21 protein-coding genes, 2 tRNA genes and 1 pseudogene are annotated in these 20,373 nt (G+C 55.8%); 10 read left to right on the forward strand and 14 right to left on the reverse strand.

What is annotated here, in order from left to right; all coding sequences use genetic code 11:
• Positions 1-4 precede the first annotated feature (4 nt).
• Complete coding sequence (gene truC / locus AC559G_RS03465; protein WP_498911328.1) at positions 5-778, reverse strand: tRNA pseudouridine(65) synthase TruC; 774 nt, start codon at positions 776-778, stop codon at positions 5-7.
• Positions 778-1,107: a YqcC family protein gene (locus tag AC559G_RS03470; RefSeq protein WP_183096509.1), complete on the reverse strand. Its 330-nt coding sequence runs from the start codon at positions 1,105-1,107 to the stop codon at positions 778-780. The genes truC and AC559G_RS03470 overlap by 1 nt, the downstream gene beginning before the upstream one ends.
• Positions 1,108-1,548: 441 nt before the next feature.
• Here AC559G_RS03470 and AC559G_RS03475 point away from each other — a divergent pair, with 441 nt between their 5' ends.
• The gene (locus AC559G_RS03475) at positions 1,549-2,787 is read left to right on the forward strand and encodes an MFS transporter (RefSeq protein WP_498911331.1); all 1,239 of its coding nucleotides are present in this window, start codon (positions 1,549-1,551) and stop codon (positions 2,785-2,787) included.
• A 90-nt stretch (positions 2,788-2,877) separates the two neighbouring features.
• Here AC559G_RS03475 and AC559G_RS03480 read toward each other — a convergent pair whose 3' ends face one another.
• Positions 2,878-3,387 (reverse strand): GNAT family N-acetyltransferase, encoded by a 510-nt coding sequence (locus tag AC559G_RS03480; RefSeq protein WP_498911333.1) that lies wholly within the window; start codon positions 3,385-3,387, stop codon positions 2,878-2,880.
• Positions 3,388-3,576: 189 nt separating this feature from the next.
• On the opposite strand from AC559G_RS03480, the pseudogene AC559G_RS03485 reads away from it, so the two are divergent.
• Positions 3,577-4,128: pseudogene (locus AC559G_RS03485) on the forward strand (LysE family translocator); the annotation flags it as partial.
• A gap of 10 nt (positions 4,129-4,138) precedes the next feature.
• Here the strand turns inward: AC559G_RS03485 and AC559G_RS03490 are convergent.
• From AC559G_RS03490 to syd, 4 genes are all read right to left on the reverse strand, one after another.
• Positions 4,139-4,375, reverse strand: coding sequence for a VapC50 family PIN domain-containing toxin (locus AC559G_RS03490; RefSeq protein ID WP_498911335.1), 237 nt, complete (start codon positions 4,373-4,375; stop codon positions 4,139-4,141).
• Between the two features lie 96 nt (positions 4,376-4,471).
• A complete protein-coding gene (locus AC559G_RS03495; RefSeq protein ID WP_498911337.1) occupies positions 4,472-4,642 on the reverse strand; it encodes a hypothetical protein in 171 nt (56 codons plus the stop codon).
• Positions 4,643-4,713: 71 nt separating this feature from the next.
• Complete coding sequence (locus AC559G_RS03500; protein WP_498911339.1) at positions 4,714-5,175, reverse strand: helix-turn-helix domain-containing protein; 462 nt, start codon at positions 5,173-5,175, stop codon at positions 4,714-4,716.
• A gap of 800 nt (positions 5,176-5,975) precedes the next feature.
• Entirely contained in the window at positions 5,976-6,527 is a 552-nt protein-coding gene (gene syd / locus AC559G_RS03505) for a SecY-interacting protein Syd (RefSeq protein ID WP_498911341.1), read from the reverse strand.
• A gap of 62 nt (positions 6,528-6,589) precedes the next feature.
• Between syd and queF the strand changes: the two genes are divergently transcribed.
• The 3 genes from queF to xni all read left to right on the forward strand — a co-directional run bounded on the left by queF (position 6,590) and on the right by xni (position 9,852).
• On the forward strand, positions 6,590-7,435 hold the full coding sequence (queF, locus tag AC559G_RS03510; RefSeq protein WP_438598145.1) for an NADPH-dependent 7-cyano-7-deazaguanine reductase QueF: 846 nt from the start codon (positions 6,590-6,592) through the stop codon (positions 7,433-7,435).
• Between the two features lie 196 nt (positions 7,436-7,631).
• Positions 7,632-8,999, forward strand: a complete 1,368-nt coding sequence (gene ppnN / locus AC559G_RS03515) for a nucleotide 5'-monophosphate nucleosidase PpnN (RefSeq protein ID WP_498911343.1) — start codon at positions 7,632-7,634, stop codon at positions 8,997-8,999.
• A gap of 94 nt (positions 9,000-9,093) precedes the next feature.
• Positions 9,094-9,852: a flap endonuclease Xni gene (gene xni / locus AC559G_RS03520; RefSeq protein WP_462614289.1), complete on the forward strand. Its 759-nt coding sequence runs from the start codon at positions 9,094-9,096 to the stop codon at positions 9,850-9,852.
• Between the two features lie 236 nt (positions 9,853-10,088).
• Here xni and rlmM read toward each other — a convergent pair whose 3' ends face one another.
• The 4 genes from rlmM to AC559G_RS03540 all read right to left on the reverse strand — a co-directional run bounded on the left by rlmM (position 10,089) and on the right by AC559G_RS03540 (position 13,146).
• Positions 10,089-11,189: a 23S rRNA (cytidine(2498)-2'-O)-methyltransferase RlmM gene (gene rlmM / locus AC559G_RS03525; protein ID WP_438598142.1), complete on the reverse strand. Its 1,101-nt coding sequence runs from the start codon at positions 11,187-11,189 to the stop codon at positions 10,089-10,091.
• Positions 11,182-11,577 carry a DUF423 domain-containing protein gene (locus tag AC559G_RS03530; protein WP_438598150.1) on the reverse strand — a complete coding sequence of 132 codons (396 nt, stop codon included), beginning with the start codon at positions 11,575-11,577 and terminating at the stop codon, positions 11,182-11,184. Before AC559G_RS03530 ends, rlmM begins: the two co-directional genes overlap by 8 nt.
• Positions 11,578-11,625: 48 nt before the next feature.
• The gene (locus AC559G_RS03535) at positions 11,626-12,543 is read right to left on the reverse strand and encodes a transcriptional regulator GcvA (RefSeq protein ID WP_095847431.1); all 918 of its coding nucleotides are present in this window, start codon (positions 12,541-12,543) and stop codon (positions 11,626-11,628) included.
• 378 nt (positions 12,544-12,921) lie between these two features.
• A complete protein-coding gene (locus AC559G_RS03540) occupies positions 12,922-13,146 on the reverse strand; it encodes a YgdI/YgdR family lipoprotein (RefSeq protein WP_498911346.1) in 225 nt (74 codons plus the stop codon).
• A gap of 193 nt (positions 13,147-13,339) precedes the next feature.
• Here AC559G_RS03540 and csdA point away from each other — a divergent pair, with 193 nt between their 5' ends.
• Together csdA and csdE are read left to right on the forward strand one after the other, a co-directional pair.
• A complete protein-coding gene (gene csdA / locus AC559G_RS03545) occupies positions 13,340-14,545 on the forward strand; it encodes a cysteine desulfurase CsdA (RefSeq protein WP_498911348.1) in 1,206 nt (401 codons plus the stop codon).
• A 16-nt stretch (positions 14,546-14,561) separates the two neighbouring features.
• Entirely contained in the window at positions 14,562-14,996 is a 435-nt protein-coding gene (csdE, locus tag AC559G_RS03550; RefSeq protein WP_498911350.1) for a cysteine desulfurase sulfur acceptor subunit CsdE, read from the forward strand.
• Here csdE and tcdA read toward each other — a convergent pair.
• The gene (gene tcdA, locus AC559G_RS03555; protein ID WP_498911352.1) at positions 14,987-15,793 is read right to left on the reverse strand and encodes a tRNA threonylcarbamoyladenosine dehydratase; all 807 of its coding nucleotides are present in this window, start codon (positions 15,791-15,793) and stop codon (positions 14,987-14,989) included. The two genes, csdE and tcdA, sit on opposite strands and share 10 nt — an antisense overlap.
• 101 nt (positions 15,794-15,894) lie before the next feature.
• On the reverse strand, positions 15,895-17,034 hold the full coding sequence (mltA, locus tag AC559G_RS03560) for a murein transglycosylase A (RefSeq protein ID WP_438598139.1): 1,140 nt from the start codon (positions 17,032-17,034) through the stop codon (positions 15,895-15,897).
• A 213-nt stretch (positions 17,035-17,247) separates the two neighbouring features.
• Between mltA and AC559G_RS03565 the strand changes: the two genes are divergently transcribed.
• Positions 17,248-17,324 (forward strand) — tRNA-Met (locus tag AC559G_RS03565).
• A gap of 65 nt (positions 17,325-17,389) precedes the next feature.
• Positions 17,390-17,466: transfer RNA gene (locus AC559G_RS03570), tRNA-Met, on the forward strand.
• Positions 17,467-17,557: 91 nt separating this feature from the next.
• Here the strand turns inward: AC559G_RS03570 and amiC are convergent.
• Positions 17,558-18,814 (reverse strand): N-acetylmuramoyl-L-alanine amidase, encoded by a 1,257-nt coding sequence (gene amiC / locus AC559G_RS03575; RefSeq protein ID WP_498911355.1) that lies wholly within the window; start codon positions 18,812-18,814, stop codon positions 17,558-17,560.
• Between the two features lie 226 nt (positions 18,815-19,040).
• On the opposite strand from amiC, the gene argA reads away from it, so the two are divergent.
• Complete coding sequence (gene argA, locus AC559G_RS03580; protein WP_462614293.1) at positions 19,041-20,366, forward strand: amino-acid N-acetyltransferase; 1,326 nt, start codon at positions 19,041-19,043, stop codon at positions 20,364-20,366.
• Positions 20,367-20,373: the final 7 nt, after the last annotated feature.

Here is a 20,373-nt window from a genome sequence, read left to right on the forward strand (position 1 = left end):
AAAATTACGGGGTATCCTGACCGCTTACCGGGGGAAACTCAACCCTGGCAAGTTCAGGGATAACGTCCAGCCAGCCAAATTGTGACATCACCCGCTGCCACGGGCTATCCCAGCGCGCAGAAATCTGCAGCGGCTCACCGCTGATTGGGTGCGCCAGGCGCAGGTGGCTGGCGTGCAACATCAGGCGCCGGCAGCCAAAGTGCTGCGCCATCGCCCGGTTCTGGCGCAAATCGCCATGCTTGCTGTCGCCGACGATTGGGTGCCTGATATGCACCATATGGCGGCGCAACTGGTGTTTGCGCCCAGTTTCCGGCCGCAGTTCCATCAGCGTATAGCGGGCGCTGGCATAGCGGCCCACCGCGACCGGCATTTCCACCCGCGCCAGCGGCCGATAGTGCGTGAGCGCAGACTGGGGCGCTTTGTCTGCGCTGGCGAACCTGTCGGCGACTTTATCCCGCTCTTGCGTGAGCGGGTAATCCAAGGTGGCAGCGTCATGCACATAGCCGCGCACCACCGCGTGATAGGTTTTCTGCACCTGATGCTGTTCAAACTGTTGCGACAACCGGTGCGCCACCTCGCTGGAGAGCGCCAACAGCAGCACGCCGGAGGTGGGCCGATCGAGGCGGTGCACGGTGAACACATGCTGGCCGATCTGGTCACGCACGGTCTGCATCACAAAAACCGTCTCGTGGCGATCCAGCCAACTGCGATGCACCAGCCAACCGGCCGGCTTATTCACCGCCACCAGATGCGCATCCTGATAAAGAATCTCCAGCATTACGGCGATTCTTGATTCAGCATGTTGTCCAGGCGCTGCAGCACCACCAGCAGCGGCAGGCAAACCGGCTCTCGGTGCTTAAGCGCTTCTTCGAAATAAGGCGTGATGGCAAAGCGCGTGGGCAGCGGCGCGTTCGCATCCAGCAGCGCATACATCCGCGGCAGGAAGACCCATTGCAGCCACTCTTCCGCCTGCATGCTGTCAACGCAGAACGGTTCCACGCTAGTGAAAGCCTCAGGCTCCGGCGGCGCCGATTGCCACAGCGCCAAATCGCGCATTGACTGCTCAATCGCCAGCAAACATTGGCGAACCTGATTTTCTATACTCATCTGCATTCCCGATTGTGTAAATCATGATCTTCAGCGGCCTGGCTGAAGGGCGGCAAAGCATAGCATTTTCCCGGTGTGCGCCCAAACCCTTGCTAGGCTGTGTCCCGCAATAGGTCGTGGTGCCGTCGTTGCGTCCAAAGCCCGTCATCAAGGCTTCGGGCGCAGGGCATAGTGGGCCTATGTTCAAGCCCGATAACGCAGAAGACGGGCTTTGGGGGCACGACCCTCCGGGCTGGGGCCATTGGGCCGCGCTCCTGCGTTGCTCGCCGTTTATTTGGGCCCGCCAAACCTCACGGCTTGCGCCTTGACGCGCAGCCCAATGACCGCCAGCGGCACTCACGCACTATTACGGGACACAGCCTAGCCTACTGAATTTATTATGGAGACTCAGCGCGCTCGGCGGCACAATACCTGCTCCAGATAAACAACAAGATAAAAAATATGCCCAACCACACACAGCGTAATCATCATGCAACACCCGGCAAGGCGATGCTGGCTTCCGTTAGCGGCTATGCCATGGACGGCTTCGATTTACTGATCCTTGGCTTTATGCTGCCGCTTATCGCCGCTGAACTGCAGCTCACCTCTTCAGAGGCTGGCTCGCTGGTTACCTGGACGTTAATCGGCGCGGTGCTCGGCGGCGTGATTTTCGGCCATCTTAGCGATCGCTTTGGCCGCATCCGCGTTCTCACCGTCACGATTTTGATGTTTTCCCTCTTCACCGGCCTGTGTGCCATCGCGCAGGGGTACTGGGATTTGCTTGCCTATCGCACGCTGGCCGGTATCGGCCTGGGTGGCGAATTCGGCATCGGCATGGCGTTGATCGCCGAAGCCTGGCCCGCGGAAAAACGCAACCGCGCTTCCGCCTACGTCGGCATGGGCTGGCAGCTTGGCGTATTGGCCGCGGCCTTTTTAACGCCATTACTGCTGCCGTACATTGGCTGGCGCGGCATGTTCTTGGTCGGCCTGTTGCCGGCGCTGGCATCGTTTCTGATCCGCCGCACCATGGGGGAACCCCAAGCCTTTGCCCAGCGGAAAAGCCACAGCCACACGCTGTCTTTCGGCCAGCGCATCCGGCTACTGTTTAAAGATAGCGCCACCAGCAAGGCCAGCCTGGGTATTTTCATTCTCTGTTCGGTGCAGAACTTCGGCTACTATGGCCTGATGATCTGGATGCCCACCTATCTGGCAAAGAACTTTGGCTTTTCACTGACGAAGTCTGGGGTATGGACCGCGGTCACGGTGATTGGCATGACCTTCGGCATATGGCTGTTTGGCGTGCTGGCTGACCATTTCGCCCGCTGGAAAATTTTCGTTGCTTATCAGATTGGTGCCGTGGTGATGGTTATTTGCTACGCCCAGCTTAGCGATCCCACCCTGATGCTGTTTGCCGGCGCGGTCATGGGGCTGTTCGTGAACGGTATGATCGGCGGCTACGGCGCGTTGATCTCCGATACCTACCCGGTTGAAGCGCGCGCCACCGCACAGAATATCCTGTTCAACTTTGGCCGCGGCGTCGGCGGCCTGGGGCCTTGGGTAATTGGCGCATTGGCCAGCCAGATTTCCTTCACTGCGGCCATTAGCCTGCTGGCGGCAATTTATCTGCTGGATATTTACGCCACGCTGTTCCTGCTGCCGAAGAAACAAAGCCAGGGCGATACGCTGGGCGCTATTGGTTAATAGGTATGGGCTTAGCCCTGAGCTGGCATTTTACGGCTCAGGGCTCTATCCGGATATGATAGGCGGATTCAGCGTTGAAAATAATAATTTCTAATAGTGCAATTGCATGGCGACGCGACGTTGCGGATCCATGCCCGATGCGGCTTCTTTATCGAGCAAGTCTTTCAGCCGCCGTTGAATTCCCTTCCCTTCGACAATCTTAAACCCCAGAGAGGCGTAAAAAGACGCGTTGAAAAGCACGTAGCGATCGGTGGTCAAAGTAGCACCGGTGAAACCACGAGCCTGCCCTGCAGAAAGAAGCGTATTCATCAGGCGGCGGCCTATTCCACGGCGCTGCCAGTTCGGGTGCACGTCAACTTCTGAAATGTGCAGCCAATTATCAATGAGTAAAGCTCCAGCAAATCCTACCGGGATATCGCCTGGGACCAAGGCAACAAAGAGCAGTCCTTCATGGCATAACTGGCTGAAGTCATCAATGCTGCCAGCAATAGGAGCCCCTGTAACTGCGCCACCTGCGCGTAGCGTCTCAAACGACGCTAACTCAATGATGCGAAGCGCGGCCAGGTGTTCATTTCGCGCCAGACTGATGGTGATGTCCATGATTGGGTTGATCCATATTTTGGCAATGCCGGTAGTACGGCGTATGAGTAAGGCTCCGGCAAGGAAATAACCTGTTGTCTAAAAAGACAGTATCATTTCATACACTCAGTGCAATTCCTTCCAATACCGGTTACGCATGCAATGGTTAAGTAAACGTCTCGGCATGCTTAAAATCAAAGGCTTCACTTTATAATCCCGTTTTCAAATGGTTTTTTACTGAGCCTTTCGCTGTGTCTCGATATCGGCATTGCCAATATCGCGATGATTACGCTGGCCATGCAACGTGGATATTTTCATGGTTTCTGGCTGGGAATTGGCACCTGCGTGGGCGATTTAGCCTATGCGTTTCTGGCGCTGGCAAGAATGACCCTATTGCTCCAGTATGAAGCCGTACGCTGGGCCTTATGGATTGAGGGCGGCGCGATGCTGTTGTGGTTCGCAGGCAAAATGCTCGTTGCAGTTTTCCGGAAGGCAGCAGAGCTTAGCGTGAACGAAACCCCTCAATACCGTTCACTACTGCACGAATTCGGACAAGGAGTCTTGCTCGCAATGTCCTCTCCCACGGCCATCCTGTGGTTTGCTACCGTGGAAGGTGCGCTGATTTCCCGGATGGGGCAACACAGCATAACGGCATCATCCTGGTTTTTAAGTGGCTTCTTTATTGCGGGCGTGTTCTGGACCTGTGTGCTGTGCCTGGTCGGTAGCTTTGGTGGCAGGCTACTTGGTCACCGTGTGCTTAAATGCAAGCTGACTAAATAAGGGCGCGGAATTTACTCAATTCTTTTACTGTTTGTGGTAAAGCCTGGCGAAGTAACGCATCAAGATACTCATCAACCGATTTCGGCGGCTTTCTCATATTGCGGCGCTGCTTGTTTACGGCCGCCAGAACAAGTGCCTGATTCAAATCGAACAAATCAGTAATAAAATCATCTGGATGTAATGCTTCAATGCAGAAATTATTCAGATATTGTCGTGGGAAATCTTTCAAGTTGAACGTAACGACGATTTCAGCATTGCTGCAAATGGCGGCAGCAACAACATGCCTGTCATCAGCATCAGGAAGATCGATACTGGCAACGAGCGGCTAGAAACCTGTAACCATTGCATCAGGCAATGCCCGATTCATAAGCTCCCCAGTTTGTTTGATTTGGTCAGAATTTAAGTCAGGTCTATCCTTAATCAAATTACGCTGCCATTCTTCTTCGATAATGGCCGACCATTTCGGTTGATACAGCCCGGTCAGTCCCACATGCATCAATAAATCCCGTAGTAAAGATGGATAGAGTACGCAAGCATCTAATACTACGGGATAAGGTGAGGGAGTCATCAGTAAAATCCAAGTTCCTGGCTATGATCTGCCAATACCTGCATTGCTTTGTGGCTTTCGCTATCTCGCTGATCTTTGTACCTCATTAAATCGGCGAAAAGCACGCGGCGATGGCGACCTGTTTTGTGAAAAGGTAGCTTCCCATCTTCCAGTAGTTTCACCATATGAGGGCGAGAAACATTCAGGATGTTGGCAGCTTCCTGCGTTGTTAATTCAGCATGCACAGGAACAACCTGAACCGCGTTACCGACGGCCAACTCTCCTAAAATCGACATAAGTAGCGTCAATGAAGACGTTGGCAACTCGATCTGGCGAGTGTTGTTATCTGCGTCCTGAATCGAAATTTTTTGTGTTTCCATTTTCGTGGAGAGGTAGGCAGCAAGCTCCCTTTGTCCACGAACAGCTGCCTCAATCTCCCCTTGAGCTGGAAGGCTCAGGCTATCAAGAATTGAGCTTTTCATTTAAGTATCAAATAGTTAAGTTTAGTTTATGAGTTTCAGTTTTACGATTTAGTGTTGATAGCAATGATTGATGGCAGATTATTCGAAACAAACGAAAAACACAACAAACGAAACAGACGAAAGTAAATTTAGATGGGAATGGTTACCGGTACGGTGTGCTGGCTGTGGATAAGGCGTATTGCCTTCGATTATTGGCTACCGCGCGCGCGCTCATCACATTCTCCCGGACACAGTGAATGGGTAAAAAATAGGGGCACTGCGTTAACAGTGCCCCCAGTTCGTTTTATAGCCATCCAGCTACAAAGTGTGCTCCCTGCTCATCCCTGAAAACTTTTCCCTATGACCATCCTGGCCCAACATCCGTGCAAATCCCTGAACGCCTTCCCAGCGTGGTTCCTTATAGCCTTTCATGGCCCGCCAATATTCCGTTATCGGCTCCCGATCTCCTTCCTGGAGGTGTCCCGAGTTCATCCTGAAAATCGCAAGGCCCTTGCCTGATAGGTTGCCTTTTGCCCAGAACGGGGCTTGTTCGTGCTGCCCTTAAAACGCCCGGCGCCTGCCGTTATCCGTTTCAAGTTCATATATCCTATAAACATTAAGATCGCTTAATTTTCATTGTTGCACAATATACCGAGAACGCGGCTAACGGACGGATGAGGGACAAACACGAAGAGATCAAAAACAACCCATTGATAAACAAATAGATGATGTTGATCTGGAACAAATTTCGAAAAAAATAAAAAGCGATATCTCACACGTAATGTGAGATATCTCTTACACCGCATTACCTATAAACGTCATTAATCAGAGAGGGTTGGCCGCAGCGCGTCGAGGAAATTGCCCAGCGAGGCCGCCAACAGCGTGCGTTTACTGCTGCCGAACTGCTCCAGCACCACGTTACCGCTGAGGTTGCAAAGTGATACTACCGTCATCTCTGATGACGTGGTGGCGAGGAACAGCGTGGGTGAGAGTTTCAAGCGTTTTTGCGTCACCAGGTGACCGATCAGGTTTTCCTGCAGGCGAATGAAATCGTCCTCACTCCATACCTGCAACAATGTCAGGTGCTGCTCGCCAAACTGAGCGGTCATATCGCCGGCATATTGCTGCGTGTAGAAAGTATGGATATCCGGCTGTAGCCGCAGTTCAAGCGCGGTTTCCACCCGGGCCAGCGTCGTCGCCGGCGTGAACGGCTGCGGCAACCACAGCACATCGTCAGCGCGGCTTTCCACAATGCAAGGCGAGGCCACGCCGTACAGTTCGCTACTGGCCGGCGCATGCCCGCGCTGCTGTTGCCAAAGCGCAACATAACGCTGGGTAAATTCACGCAGGGCTTGTGCTACATCATGGTCCATATTTTATCCCATATACGGTAAACTGGCGGCCATTGTATCGTTCTGGGACCAAGGTGACATCTATGTCCACATATCAAAACAATCAGGCACTCGCTGGCCTGAAACTCGGTAAACCCACCGCCTATCACGATCAGTACGACGCCACGCTGCTACAGCCGGTGCCGCGCAGCCTGAACCGCGAGCCTCTGGGGCTGTATCCGCAGAACCTGCCCTTCCACGGCGCCGATATCTGGACGCTGTACGAACTCTCCTGGCTGAATGATAAAGGCCTACCACAGGTGGCCGTGGGGGAAATCAGCCTGAACGCCAACAGCGCCAACCTGATCGAATCCAAAAGCTTCAAACTGTATCTCAACAGCTTCAACCAGACGCGCTTTGCTAATTGGGACGCCGTGCGCAGCACCTTGCAGCGCGATCTGGCGGCCTGCGCGCAAGGCGAAGTCAGCGTCACCCTGTTCCGCCTGGAACAACTGGCCGGGCAGCCGATCGCCATGCTGGCGGGGGAATGCATCGACGAACAGGACATCGCTATCGATAACTATGACTTCAACGCCGGCTATCTGCAAGGCGCCAACACCGGCCCGCTGGTGGAAGAAACACTCGTCAGCAACCTGCTGAAATCCAACTGCCTGATCACCAATCAGCCGGACTGGGGTTCAGTGCAGATCCAATACCGCGGGCCGCAGATCGATCGAGAAGCACTGCTGCGTTACCTGGTGTCTTTCCGCCATCACAACGAGTTCCACGAGCAATGCGTTGAACGCATCTTTAATGATGTGCTGCGCTTTTGCCAACCGGAGCAGTTATCGGTATACGCGCGCTACACGCGCCGCGGCGGGCTGGATATCAACCCCTGGCGCAGCAATACCGCATTCACCCCGAATACCGGGCGCCTGGCCCGCCAGTAAGCCAACCGTTGCTCAACGACTGCGCTAACGCGCTGCGTTGTATTGGTAAAAATCAAGGGACGGCGGTAAGGTTAAATCAGAGTCTCCGCCGCCGTGGAATGCGTTCCGGCACGCTGGCGCCAAGCGCGATGCTCGCACACAATAACAAGCTGCTGTATGGATTGCTAATGCCCAGCCAGGGCGCAAAGGAGTTATCTTGATTACACATATCAGCCCACTCGGCTCTATGGATTTGTTGTCGCAGTTGGAAGTAGACATGCTCAAGCGTACCGCCAGCAGCGACCTGTACCGTTTGTTCCGTAACTGCTCACTGGCCGTATTGAACTCCGGTAGCCAGACCGATAACAGCAAGCAACTGCTGTCACGCTATGAAAACTTTGACATCAACGTGTTGCGCCGTGAACGCGGCGTTAAACTGGAACTGATTAACCCGCCGGAAGAGGCCTTCGTCGATGGCCGTATCATCCGTTCACTGCAAGCCAATCTGTTTGCCGTGCTGCGTGATATTCTGTTTGTGCATGGTCAGATCGCCAACGCCGCCGGCCGTTTCCAAAATTTAAACCTGGAAAACTCCACGCACATCACCAACCTGGTGTTCTCTATCCTGCGCAACGCCCGCACGCTGCATCTGGATGAAGATCCGAATATGATCGTCTGTTGGGGCGGCCACTCCATCAACCCGACCGAATACCTGTATGCGCGCAAAGTGGGCAGCGAGCTGGGCCTGCGAGAGCTGAACATCTGTACGGGCTGTGGGCCCGGTGCGATGGAAGCGCCAATGAAAGGCGCCGCGGTGGGCCATGCCCAGCAGCGTTACCGCAACAGCCGCTTTATCGGCATGACCGAGCCTTCAATCATCGCCGCCGAGCCGCCTAACCCGCTGGTTAATGAACTGGTAATCATGCCGGATATTGAAAAACGGCTGGAAGCCTTTGTGCGCATTGCGCACGGCATCATTATCTTCCCGGGCGGCGTTGGCACCGCCGAAGAATTGCTCTATCTGCTGGGGATCTTGATGAACCCGGAAAACAGCGAGCAGGTGCTGCCGCTGATCCTGACCGGGCCAAAAGAGAGCGCCGACTACTTCCGCGTTCTGGATGAGTTTATCGGCAATACGCTGGGTGAACAGGCCCGCCGCCACTACCAGATCATCATTGACGATCCGGCCGAGGTTGCGCGTCGCATGCGTAACACCATGCCGTTGGTTAAAGAAAATCGCCGCAATACCGGTGATGCCTACAGCTTCAACTGGTCAATGCGCATTGCGCCGGATCTACAATTGCCGTTTGAGCCGACCCATGAAAACATGGCTAATCTCAACCTGTCGCCGGCCCAGCCAGCGGAAGAGTTGGCGGCGGCGCTGCGCCGCGCGTTTTCCGGCATCGTGGCGGGCAACGTGAAAGAAAACGGCATCCAGGCCATTGAACAATTCGGCCCCTATAAGCTGCATGGCGATCGGCAAATGATGAAGCAAATGGACCAACTGCTGCAGGGTTTTGTCGTCCAGCACCGGATGAAGCTGCCGGGCACGGCCTATGTGCCCTGCTATGAAATCATTGCCTGATTGTCTCCAGCCCAGCATGCGGGCGGTCAACGCCGCCCGCCGTTAATAACGCTTATCATGGCGTTGCCGGCCAATACTCCGACAGCGATTAACGATGCCTATACACTTACTGATTGTTGACGCCCTGAACCTGATCCGCCGTATTCATGCGGTACAGGGGTCCCCCTGCGTGGATGCCTGCCGCCATGCGCTGCAACAGCTCATCCAGCACAGCCAGCCCACACACGCGGTGGCGGTATTTGATGAAGACGATCGCCGCGACAGCTGGCGCCATCAATGCCTGCCTGAGTATAAAGCCGGCCGTTCGCCGATGCCGGAAAACCTGCAGCAAGAGATGCCGCAACTGCGCCAGGCCTTTGAAGCCAGCGGCGTGGCCTGCTGGCATTCGCCTGGGAATGAAGCGGACGATCTGGCCGCCACGCTGGCGGCAAAAGTGGCCGCAAGCGGCCATCAGGTCACGATTGTTTCGACCGATAAAGGCTACTGCCAACTGTTGGCGCCCAGCGTACAACTGCGCGATTATTTTCAGAAACGCTGGTTGGATATGCCTTTTGTTCAGCGTGAGTTTGGCGTGCTGCCGCAGCAACTGCCGGATTTCTGGGGGCTGGCGGGCATAAGCAGCAGCAAGATCCCTGGAGTTGCCGGCATTGGCGCCAAAACCGCCGCGTTGCTGTTGCAACAGGCCGGCGATCTCGACAGGCTTTATCAGGATTTGGCAAGCGTGCCAACGAAGTGGCGAACCAAACTGGAGCAACAGCGTGAAATGGCCTACGCCTGCAAGCAGGTTGCCACGCTGCGTACCGATCTTCAGCTCAGCGGCAACCTGCAGCAACTGCGCTTGCCGGCAAGATAATGCCCTTCCCCTCACCCCAACCCTCTCCCACCGGGAGAGGGAGTAGCCCGAGTGAGTACAGGGCTATGGCAGTAAGAGGACGGCAGACTGTGTTGTTGCTGATGTGCACAGATAAGCCCGCACCCCGCCCTCTCCCACAGGGAGAGGGAGCAGCCCGAGTGAGTTAGCTATTCATTGTGCACCGGACGGTCCCCTCTCCCGGTGGGAGAGGGCTAGGGTGAGGGGCAAAGAAAAGATTAACGCTCGTCGCGGCGCCCTGGGATCGCCGACCAGATACGGCGCACGTGCACAGTGATCTCTTCGCGATCATGATACAAATGCCGGGCATGAATCTCTGAATTAATACCAAATGCATCAAGCGCTTCGCGGATCGTCTGCAGGTTTTGCGAAACCTCTTCATAGCGCTTTTTCATCGGCAGCTTCAGGTTGAAAATCGCCTCGCGGCACCAGCCTTTGGTCAGCCAGTCGATCATCAACTGCGTTACGCGCGCCGGCTTCTCTACCATATCGCACACCAGCCAATAGATGTTGCTGCGCGTCGGCTCAAACTTGAAGCCGTCGGCGCGGTGGTGAGTCACTTGCCCGGTATCCATCAGGCTGGGCGCCATCGGGCCATTGTCCACCGCATGAACCATCATGCTGCGTTTCACCAATTGATACGTCCAGCCGCCCGGGCAAGCGCCCAGATCCACCGCATGCATCCCGCTGCCTAAACGTTCATCCCACTCATCGGCGGGAATGAACACGTGAAACGCCTCTTCCAGCTTCAACGTGGAGCGGCTTGGCGCATCAGCCGGGAACTTCAACCGTGGGATGCCCATATAGAACGGCGAATTGTTGTTGCTGTAGGAGTAGCCCACGTAGCAGCAGCCCGGCGCAATAAAGAACACGTGCACCACCGGGCGGGTTGGGTCCTCACGCGCCATCAGCACCTTTTCCTGCCGCATCGCCGCGCGCAGCGGCACCGTCAGCTTGCGGCAGAACTTCATCAGCTCTTTGCTTTCGTTGGTATCCGGCACTTCCACCCGCAGCTCGCCAGCGCGCTCCACCACGCCCATCAGCATACCGACGATCGGCGTAACGCGATCTTCCGGCGGTAGATCGCGCAACAGTTCGCCCACCACGATCATCTGGCGGGCGAAAATCATCTCGCGGAACGGCAGCTCGCGCGCCAGGCGATCGGCATCTTCCGGCTGGTAACATTCGAACAGCACATAGCCGCTGTTCTCTTTCACCCTGGCGAAGCCAAACACCTCGCGCTGTGCGGCTTTATCGGTGATCTCCGCCGCGCACTCTTTTTCAAAGCCCGGGCGGCAGTACAGTGCAATCTTATTCATGGCGCTCGGCCTTTTTCCTCTGACGCAAAGCGCCAATCAACATCAGTATCCAACCGATCAGGAAGCACCCGCCCCCGATTGGCGTGACATAAACCCAGAGCTTCAGGTGCGAAAGCGCCAGGCAGTAAAGGCTGCCGCTAAACAGCACGGTGCCCAACGCCAACAACGCGGCGCTCCAGTAAAACCACAAACAGACGCGGCGCTGCATCGCCACGGCTAATGCCAAAATCGCCAGGGTATGAAAGCCCTGATATTCCAGCCCGGTATGGATCCAGGCCATTTCATTAGCGCCCAGCGTATTACTTAATACGTGGGCCCCTATCGCCCCCAGAGCGACAAAAACAAAACCGCTGATCGCGGCAAAAATAAACATGGAACGACTCGTCATCATTATTTTACCTTTTGGTCTTTACCGGCGGTGGCGCCGCCACCGGCCTTATTGTTCATAGCGGAAACGAAATTTCTCCTGCTCACTGGCGGCGCGCGTCAGTATCCATTGGCGAAAGGCGGCTATTTTACCCAGTTCTGCCTGGCTGTCATGGCATACCAGATAATAGGCATTTTTACTTACCAGCACGTCGTTGAACGGGCAGACCAAGCGCCCTGCCTCCATTTCCGTTTGCGCCATCACATTATTCACCAGGGCAACCCCCTGCCCATGCACCGCCGCCTGCACCACCATCGCGCTATGGCTGAAGATCGGCCCCTGCTGCACATTGATATGCTGTAGCCCAAGTTGGCGGGTGTAGGTTTGCCAGTCACGGCGCGAAGTATCATGCAACAGGGTATGATAAACCAGATCGCCCGGTGATTTTAATGCGTGCTCACCGCCAAGCAGCGCCGGGGAGCAAACCGGCAGCAGGTATTCCGCATACAGGCGCTCGGCCCGCAGCCCCGGCCAGTTGCCACGCCCGTAGAAAATCGCGACGTCAACGTCATCCGCCAGCTTATCCTCTTCGCGGTCAACGGCCTGAATACGCACGTCGATCCCTGGATACGCGGAGTTAAAGCCCGAAAGACGCGGCACCAACCATTGAATGGCAAAGCTGGGCGGCACGCTGACGGTCAATGCGCCTTTGGCGCTGCGCGCCTGGAGTTTGCGGGTGGCCTCGTTGATGGAAGAAAAAATCTCTTTGATATCCAGGTAGTAACTCTGCCCTTCTTCCGTCAGCAACAGTGACCGGTTGCGCCGTCGAAACAGTTTGAGCCCCAGAAAATCCTCCAGCGATTTGATCTGATGGCTCACTGCCGCTTGGGTAACAAACAGTTCTTCAGCGGCTTTGGTAAAGCTGAGATGACGGGCGGCGGCATCAAAGACCCGCAGCGCGTTAAGGGGGGGTAAGCGTTTTGACATGAATTATCGGCTTTTTTACCAATTTATCGGATTAAGCTGCGTAAAAAATCAGGCGGCATCAGGCGTTCGCCGCTACGGCGTCGGCAGAAACCGCTAATATTAGTTTTTTTTATCCGAGGCATTATAAATTGTCCGTTGAGGCTACGCCAGCAAATACCTATAGTGGCGGCACTTCCTGGGCCGGAACGAAAAGGGATTGGGTGTTCAAGGCACTGATGAACTTTTGGCCTGTGGTTGTGATGTTGTGTTTGCAAGTTGTCCGGCTTTTCGGACATGGTAGCCAAGCTACTTTTTTCACTTCCTGTACATTTACCCTGTCTGTCCATAGTGATTTTTTGCAGCACCGCAAGCTTGCGGTGCTTTTTTTTTACCTGGCGTTTACTGGTCGGTTTCGAGCAGCTCTTTTACCTCAGAGCGGTTAATTTGCTGCTGTACGCCGTTGGCGTCTTTGTAGCTGATCATCCCGGTATCTTCATCTACCTTGGGTTTTCCATCTGCTACAATGGTACGCCCATCGTTGGTATGCATAACATAGTTACTGGAACACGCGGCCAGCGTAAACACCAACATCAGGGAAGAGATAACTGCGGCTGTTTTCTTCATTTGGCACTCCTTGTAGATAAAAATTCTGTTATAAAACTTCTTATTCATCTAAGAAACTGCTACATGCCGTCTATAACAGCATAACAAACCTTCACCAGTTTTCCATAAAATGGGCCGATTGTTCGGGGTAACTTGTCTGAAAAGACAAAATAGGACAGGATCACCCCATCTTCAGGCCAGTGATAATCAGGGTATGTCGCCATTTAACCCCACGCTTTTCCGTAACCAGTTCCCGGCGCTCCGCCAAAGCGGTATCTATCTCGATAGCGCCGCCACGGCGTTGAAGCCGCAAGCTGTCATCGACGCCACGCAGCAGTTCTATTGCAGCAGCGGCGCCACCGTACACCGTAGCCAACACCGTGCCGCACAGGATCTGACCGCCCGCTTCGAGCTGGCGCGCCAGTGGGTGGCCGAATGGCTCAATGCCCCTTCAGCGCAAGACATCGTCTGGGTGCGCGGCGCCACCGAGGCGATCAATCTGGTGGCGCAAAGCTACTCCCGCCCACGCCTGCAGCCGGGTGATGAGATCATCGTCAGCGAAGCGGAACACCATGCCAACCTGATCCCATGGTTGATCGTCGCCGAACAGACCGGCGCCAGGGTGGTTAAGCTGCCGCTAGGGGGCGATCTGCTACCCGATTTGGCGCAACTGCCAACGCTACTGACCCAAAAAACCCGCCTGCTGGCGCTGACGCAGATGTCCAACGTCACCGGCGGTTGCCCCGATCTGGCACAAGCGATCAACCTTGCCCATATGGCCGGCGCAGTGGTGGTGATCGACGGCGCGCAGGGGATAGTCCACCGCCCGGTGGATCTGCAGCAGTTGGATATCGATTTTTACGCTTTCTCCGGCCACAAGCTGTATGGCCCAACCGGTATCGGCGCGCTGTATGGCAAAAGCGAGTTGCTGGCGCAGATGGCCCCGTGGCAGGGCGGAGGGAAAATGCTCACTCAGGCTTCCTTTAACGGCTTCACCCCGCAAAAGCCCCCACATTGCTTTGAGGCGGGAACGCCGAATATTGCCGGCGTGATCGGCCTGGCGGCCGCGCTGGAGTGGTTGCGCACGCAGGATATGGCCGGAGCCGAACGCTACAGCAGCGAACTGGCGGCGAATACGCAGCAGCGCCTGGCGCAGTTGCCCGGTTTTCGCAGCTTCCGTAGCCCCGGCGCCAACCTGCTGGCATTTGACATCGCCGGGATTCATCACAGCGATATCGTCACCCTGCTGGCCGAACAGGGCATTGCGCTACGCGCCGGCCAGCACTGCGCCCAACCGCTGATGGCGGCGCTGGGGGTGAACGGTCTGCTGCGCGCCTCCTTCGCCCCGTACAACACGCCGGAAGACGCCGATGCGCTGGTCAACGCCATGATCAACGCCATCGCGCTGCTGGCCGATTAACATGACCGGAGGTACCATGCTCGCCCCTCATCCGTTTGGCAATACCCTAACCACAGAGACGCTGGCCGACCGGTTCGCCCCGCTGCGCCAATGGGAAGATCGCTATCGCCAGGTTATCCTGTTGGCCAAACAATTGCCGCCGCTGCCGGAGGCGCTACGCACGCCGGATATTGAACTGAGCGGCTGTGAGAACCGCGTATGGCTGGGGCACCAACTACAGGAAGACGGCACGCTGCACTTTTATGGCGACAGCGAAGGCCGTATCGTGCGGGGTTTGCTGGCGGTGTTGCTCACCGCCATCGAAGGCAAAACCCCCGCTGAAGTGTTAACGCAGGATCCCCTGGCGTTATTTGATCGCCTGGGGCTGCGCGCTCAGCTTAGCGCCACCCGGGCCAGCGGGTTGGCGGCGCTGGCCGCCGGCGTCAAAGCCGCAGCGGCGCGCTACGCCTGACGCGCCGCCTTCGCCAGCATTTTCTTCAACGCGTGGGAAACCGCCACAAAACCAAAGGTGGCGGTCACCATAGTCGCAGCCCCAAAGCCGGCGCTGCAATCCATCCGTTTTGGCCCTTCCGCCGTGCTGCGTGACGCACACACCGCGCCATCCGGTTGCGGGTAAACCAATGGTTCGCTGGAGAACACGCAGTCAATCCCCAGGCGGCCCTTGCTGTTTTTCACCACGTTGAAATCATGCTTCAGGCGCTCGCGCAGTTTGGCGGCCAGCGGATCCTGAATGGTTTTGGCAAGATCGGCCACGGCAATGCGCGTTGGGTCGATCTGCCCGCCCGCACCGCCGGTGGTGACCACCGGGATCTTAAAACGGCGGCAATAGGCCAACAGCGCCGCTTTTGGGCGCACGCTGTCGATGGCGTCAATCACATAGCTGAAGTTTTGCGCCAGCAGTTCGGCAACGTTATCCGGGGTAATAAAATCATCCACGCAGGTCACACGGCACTCGGGGTTGATGGCCTGAATACGCGCCGCCATCACCTCGGTTTTCGACTGGCCCACGTGCTGGCGCAGCGCATGAATTTGGCGGTTAGTGTTCGTTACGCACACATCGTCCATATCAATCAGGGTGATGGCGCCGATACCGGTGCGCGCCAGCGCCTCCGCAGCCCATGAGCCCACGCCGCCGATGCCGATCACGCACACATGCGCCTGCGCAAACAGCGCCAACGCCTGCTGGCCATATAAACGTGCCGTGCCGCCAAAACGCTGCAGATAGGCTTCCGAATAGGGTGTACTCATAACGCGTTACTTACCTTAACGATTAAATGACAAGGGCCGGAAGATCCGGCCCTGGCTTTGGGCGCAGCCCCACATGGGATCGCCGAGGGAAACAGCAGTGCTCAGCGGTTGACCAACAGTGAACCGCCGCCGGATGCCGGCGAGTTGGCACTCAACAACGTGCCCGTATTCGCCCCTTTCAGCACCCAAACGCGGCCATAGTGGTTGTAATAACCCGCCGCGTGGCCAGCCTCTGGCCCAATCCCCTGATAAATATCGAAGTGCTGCCCTTTAATCGCGCCGCCGACGTCCAGCGCCACCATCAGGCGCATCTCATATTTTCCCGTGAATTTCCCCTGGTTGTCCAGCAAAGGCACTTCCGCCAGCAGCGTGGTGCCGGCGGGGATCAAGGAACGATCGGAAGCCACGGAAGCCTTGGCGATCAGCGGAACAGCGCTTGCCCCTTTCACCGGCGCAAAAGCTTCTGGGCGGAAGAAGACGAAGGACGGGTTCTGCTCCAGCAGTTCACGCACTTCCGCTTCACTGTGGGTTTCCGCCCAGTGGCGAATCGCCTGCATGGACATATCTGCCCTGGCGACTTCGCCGCGATCGATCAGCACTTTACCGATGCTGCGGTAGGCATGGCCGTTTTTGCCCCCGTAGCCGAAGAACATCAACGGTTGGCCGTCGCCAAAGTCCACATAGCCGCTGCCCTGGACTTCCATCATAAAGTTGTCCATCAGCGAATTGGTGTAGGCAATCGCGTAACGATCGTCGAGAGCGCCAGAATAGATACCGGCGCGATCGGGCAGACGGCTACGGCCTTTGGGCGGCATACGGTACAGCGGGTAACGGAACTCGCCCTGCCGGGTATAGCGCGCCTGCACCACCGGCGTGTAGTAACCGGTAAACTGCACGTTGCCATAGTTGTCGACGCCTTCCATTTGGAAAGCACTCAGCCCAAACTGGCCCAGTTGGCGCGTATCGCCGCCGGCGGCGACCCAACGTTGCACCGCCTCATAGGTTGCCGTATTACGGTTAAACAAAGCAGGCGACGCGTACTGGATCTCCATCAGTTGATTCGAATAATCCTTGGCGTTTGCCGGCATGCCCTGCGCATTGGGGCTATTGACCAACTCCAACGACTGATCAAAGTGGCCGTCCTTATACTGCTGCCCTCGATCCGTCGGCTTGGACGAACAACCCGCCAACACCGCTATTACCAATCCGCCCAGCAGATATTTGCCCCAACGTCCTTTCATTACGCTTGCTCTCACACTGAATTAGCCCACCGGCGAACGATAACAAACCCCTATAGATAAAGGAATCGCTGCAAATAAAAAAACCCCACGCGGATAACGATGAAAAAGAACGCGAATTGGGGAGAAATTCAACAAAAAAACAGCTTGCGTTCAATTAATTGCAAAAAGGGGTTGCAAGATAATCCATGCAGCGTATAGTGCGCATCCATCGGACGCGGGGTGGAGCAGCCTGGTAGCTCGTCGGGCTCATAACCCGAAGGTCGTCGGTTCAAATCCGGCCCCCGCAACCAACCGATGCTGTACCAGCAGCATCACAGTAAAAAGTTGGTTTCGATAACATAAGCATTAAGACGGACGCGGGGTGGAGCAGCCTGGTAGCTCGTCGGGCTCATAACCCGAAGGTCGTCGGTTCAAATCCGGCCCCCGCAACCATTTTAATGAATGACAATAAACACCTTAACGGGTGTTTTTTTGTATCTGCCATCCATGAAACTGCCCTTCCCACGGGCACACGCACCGGCGTTTACTGCGCCCGCACGCCACCGTTCGCGAAGTATGCCTTGATCCCTGCCAGAATAGATTCGGCCACCTGCTGCTGAAAATGGCTGGTCTTCAATTTACGCTCTTCTTCCAGATTGCTGATAAAGGCCGTTTCCACCAGAATGGACGGAATATCCGGCGCTTTCAATACGGCAAACCCGGCCTGTTCAACGCGGTTTTTATGCAAGCGGTTGATTTTCCCCATCCGGCCCAGCACTTCCTTGCCAAACTTCAGGCTGTCGTTGATGGTGGCGGTTTGCAACAAATCCAACATGGTGTGATCCAGATAGCGATCGCCGCTTTTACTGACGCCGCCAATCAGATCCGATTCGTTCTGGGTTTGCGCCAGGAATTTTGCCGCCGAACTGGTGGCGCCTTTGGTCGACAGGGCAAACACCGAGGAACCGCGCGCCGCACGGCTGGTAAAGGCGTCAGCATGAATCGAGATAAACAGATCGGCACGCTGTTTACGGGCTTTGGCGACCCGCACTCGTAGCGGAATAAACACGTCTTCGTTGCGCGTCATATACACCCGCATGTTAGGTTCACGCTTGATCAGGCTGCTCAGGCGGCGGGCAATCTGCAGTACGATGTCTTTTTCACGGGTTTTGTATTTGCCGATCGCCCCCGGATCCTCACCGCCGTGGCCGGGATCCAGCATAATGACGATCGGCCGATCGCGCCCGGCCTTACCGGCCTGGGTGGCCTGCGCCCGCGCCGGTAGCGTGCGCTCAAGATCCCCTTTATTGTAATCTTCCAGCAACGCCAGTAGCGGATCATATTCTTCACCCTGCGCCGTTCCACCGGTGGGGTACAGATCCATCACCAGGCGGTTGCGGTATTCCGCCACCGGCGGCAAGGTAAAGATATTGGGCGCCACAGGCTGTTTCAGATCCAACACCAGCCGCACCGTATTTTTATCGAATTGCCCAACGCGGGCTTGCTGCAGGTAAGGATCGTTGGCGTTCACCTGCCCGGCAATGCCCTTCAGGACGCTGTTAAGGTGCACGCCTTCAATATCGACCACGATGCGATCGGGGTTGGTGAGCGCGAACTGTTTATAGTTAAGCGCAATATTGGATTCAAGCGTAATACGGGTATAGGTAGAAGAAGGCCAGACGCGCACGGCGACGATGTGCGATACGGCAGCCAAACCAACGCGACTCACACTCAGCAACCAGGTTGCAGTTACGCCCTGCAGAAAACGGCGGCGACCCAGATTGTGATTAGCGTTTGGCATGCGGCTCCGACATAAAAATAGGCTAAAAAAACACCAATGGTTACAATGCCCAAAACTTTAACTAATCCGCCATACGCTGTCATCAGAAAATATATCGATGTTTTTTCAGTTTATTAATGAGTTAGCATTCATGGTTCGTAAATCCAAGATAATTCCCACTTGCCATTGCGCCAAGAAAGAATAAAAATACAAAAATATCGTATAAATATGCAAAAGAGGTTTTGCCGTGAAGGAACGTAGTACAGAGCTGGTTCAAGGATTCCGTCACTCAGTTCCCTATATCAATGCGCACCGTGGCAAGACATTTGTCATCATGTTGGGCGGTGAAGCCATTGAACATGAAAACTTTTCCAATATCGTCAACGATATTGGCCTATTGCATAGCCTGGGTATCCGCCTGGTGGTGGTGTATGGCGCACGCCCGCAGATCGACAGTAACCTGGCGGAGCATCATCTTGAGCCGGTTTACCACAAATATACCCGGGTAACCGATGCCCAAACGCTGGAACTGGTGAAGCAGGCCGCCGGCCTGCTGCAATTGGACATCACCGCGCGGCTCTCCATGAGCCTGAACAATACGCCGCTGCAGGGCGCGCATATTAATGTGGTGAGCGGCAACTTTGTGATCGCTCAGCCGCTCGGCGTGGATGACGGCGTGGACTACTGCCACAGCGGCCGCATCCGCCGTATTGATGAAGACGCCATCCATCGCCAGCTCGACAGCAACGCCATCGTGTTGATTGGCCCGGTCGCAGTTTCCGTTACCGGCGAAAGCTTCAACCTGACCTCGGAAGAAGTGGCCACCCAGTTGGCGATCAAATTGAAAGCAGAGAAAATGATCGGCTTTTGTTCTTCGCAAGGCGTGACCGATGCCGATGGCAACATCGTTTCCGAACTTTTCCCGAACGACGCGCAAAAACGCATTGAAGAGCAGGAAGAAAGCGGCGACTACCTGTCCGGCACCGTCCGGTTCCTGCGTGGCGCGGTAAAAGCCTGCCGCAGCGGCGTGCGCCGCAGCCACCTGATCAGCTACCAGGAAGACGGTGCGCTGGTACAGGAACTGTTCTCACGCGATGGTATCGGCACCCAGATCGTCATGGAAAGCGCCGAGCAGGTGCGGCGCGCGACCATCAACGACATCGGCGGTATTCTGGAATTGATCCGCCCGCTGGAGCAACAGGGGATCCTGGTGCGCCGCTCACGCGAACAGCTGGAAATGGAGATCGACAAGTTCACGATCATTGAGCGCGATAATCTGACCATTGCCTGTGCCGCCCTCTATCCGTTCCCGGAAGAAAAGATCGGCGAAATGGCCTGTGTAGCGGTGCATCCCGACTATCGCAGCTCGTCGCGCGGTGAAATCCTGCTGCAACGGGTGGCGAGCCAGGCGCGGCAAATGGGGCTAAGAAAGCTGTTCGTGCTAACCACCCGCAGCATCCACTGGTTCCAGGAGCGTGGTTTTACCCCGGCGGATGTCGATGTGCTACCGATGCGTAAACAGGCGCTGTACAACTATCAGCGGCGTTCAAAAATCCTGCTGGCCGATTTGTAAATCCACC

Origin of the sequence: Gibbsiella greigii, from assembly GCF_039540155.1 — a bacterium.
Classification (GTDB): domain Bacteria; phylum Pseudomonadota; class Gammaproteobacteria; order Enterobacterales; family Enterobacteriaceae; genus Gibbsiella; species Gibbsiella quercinecans.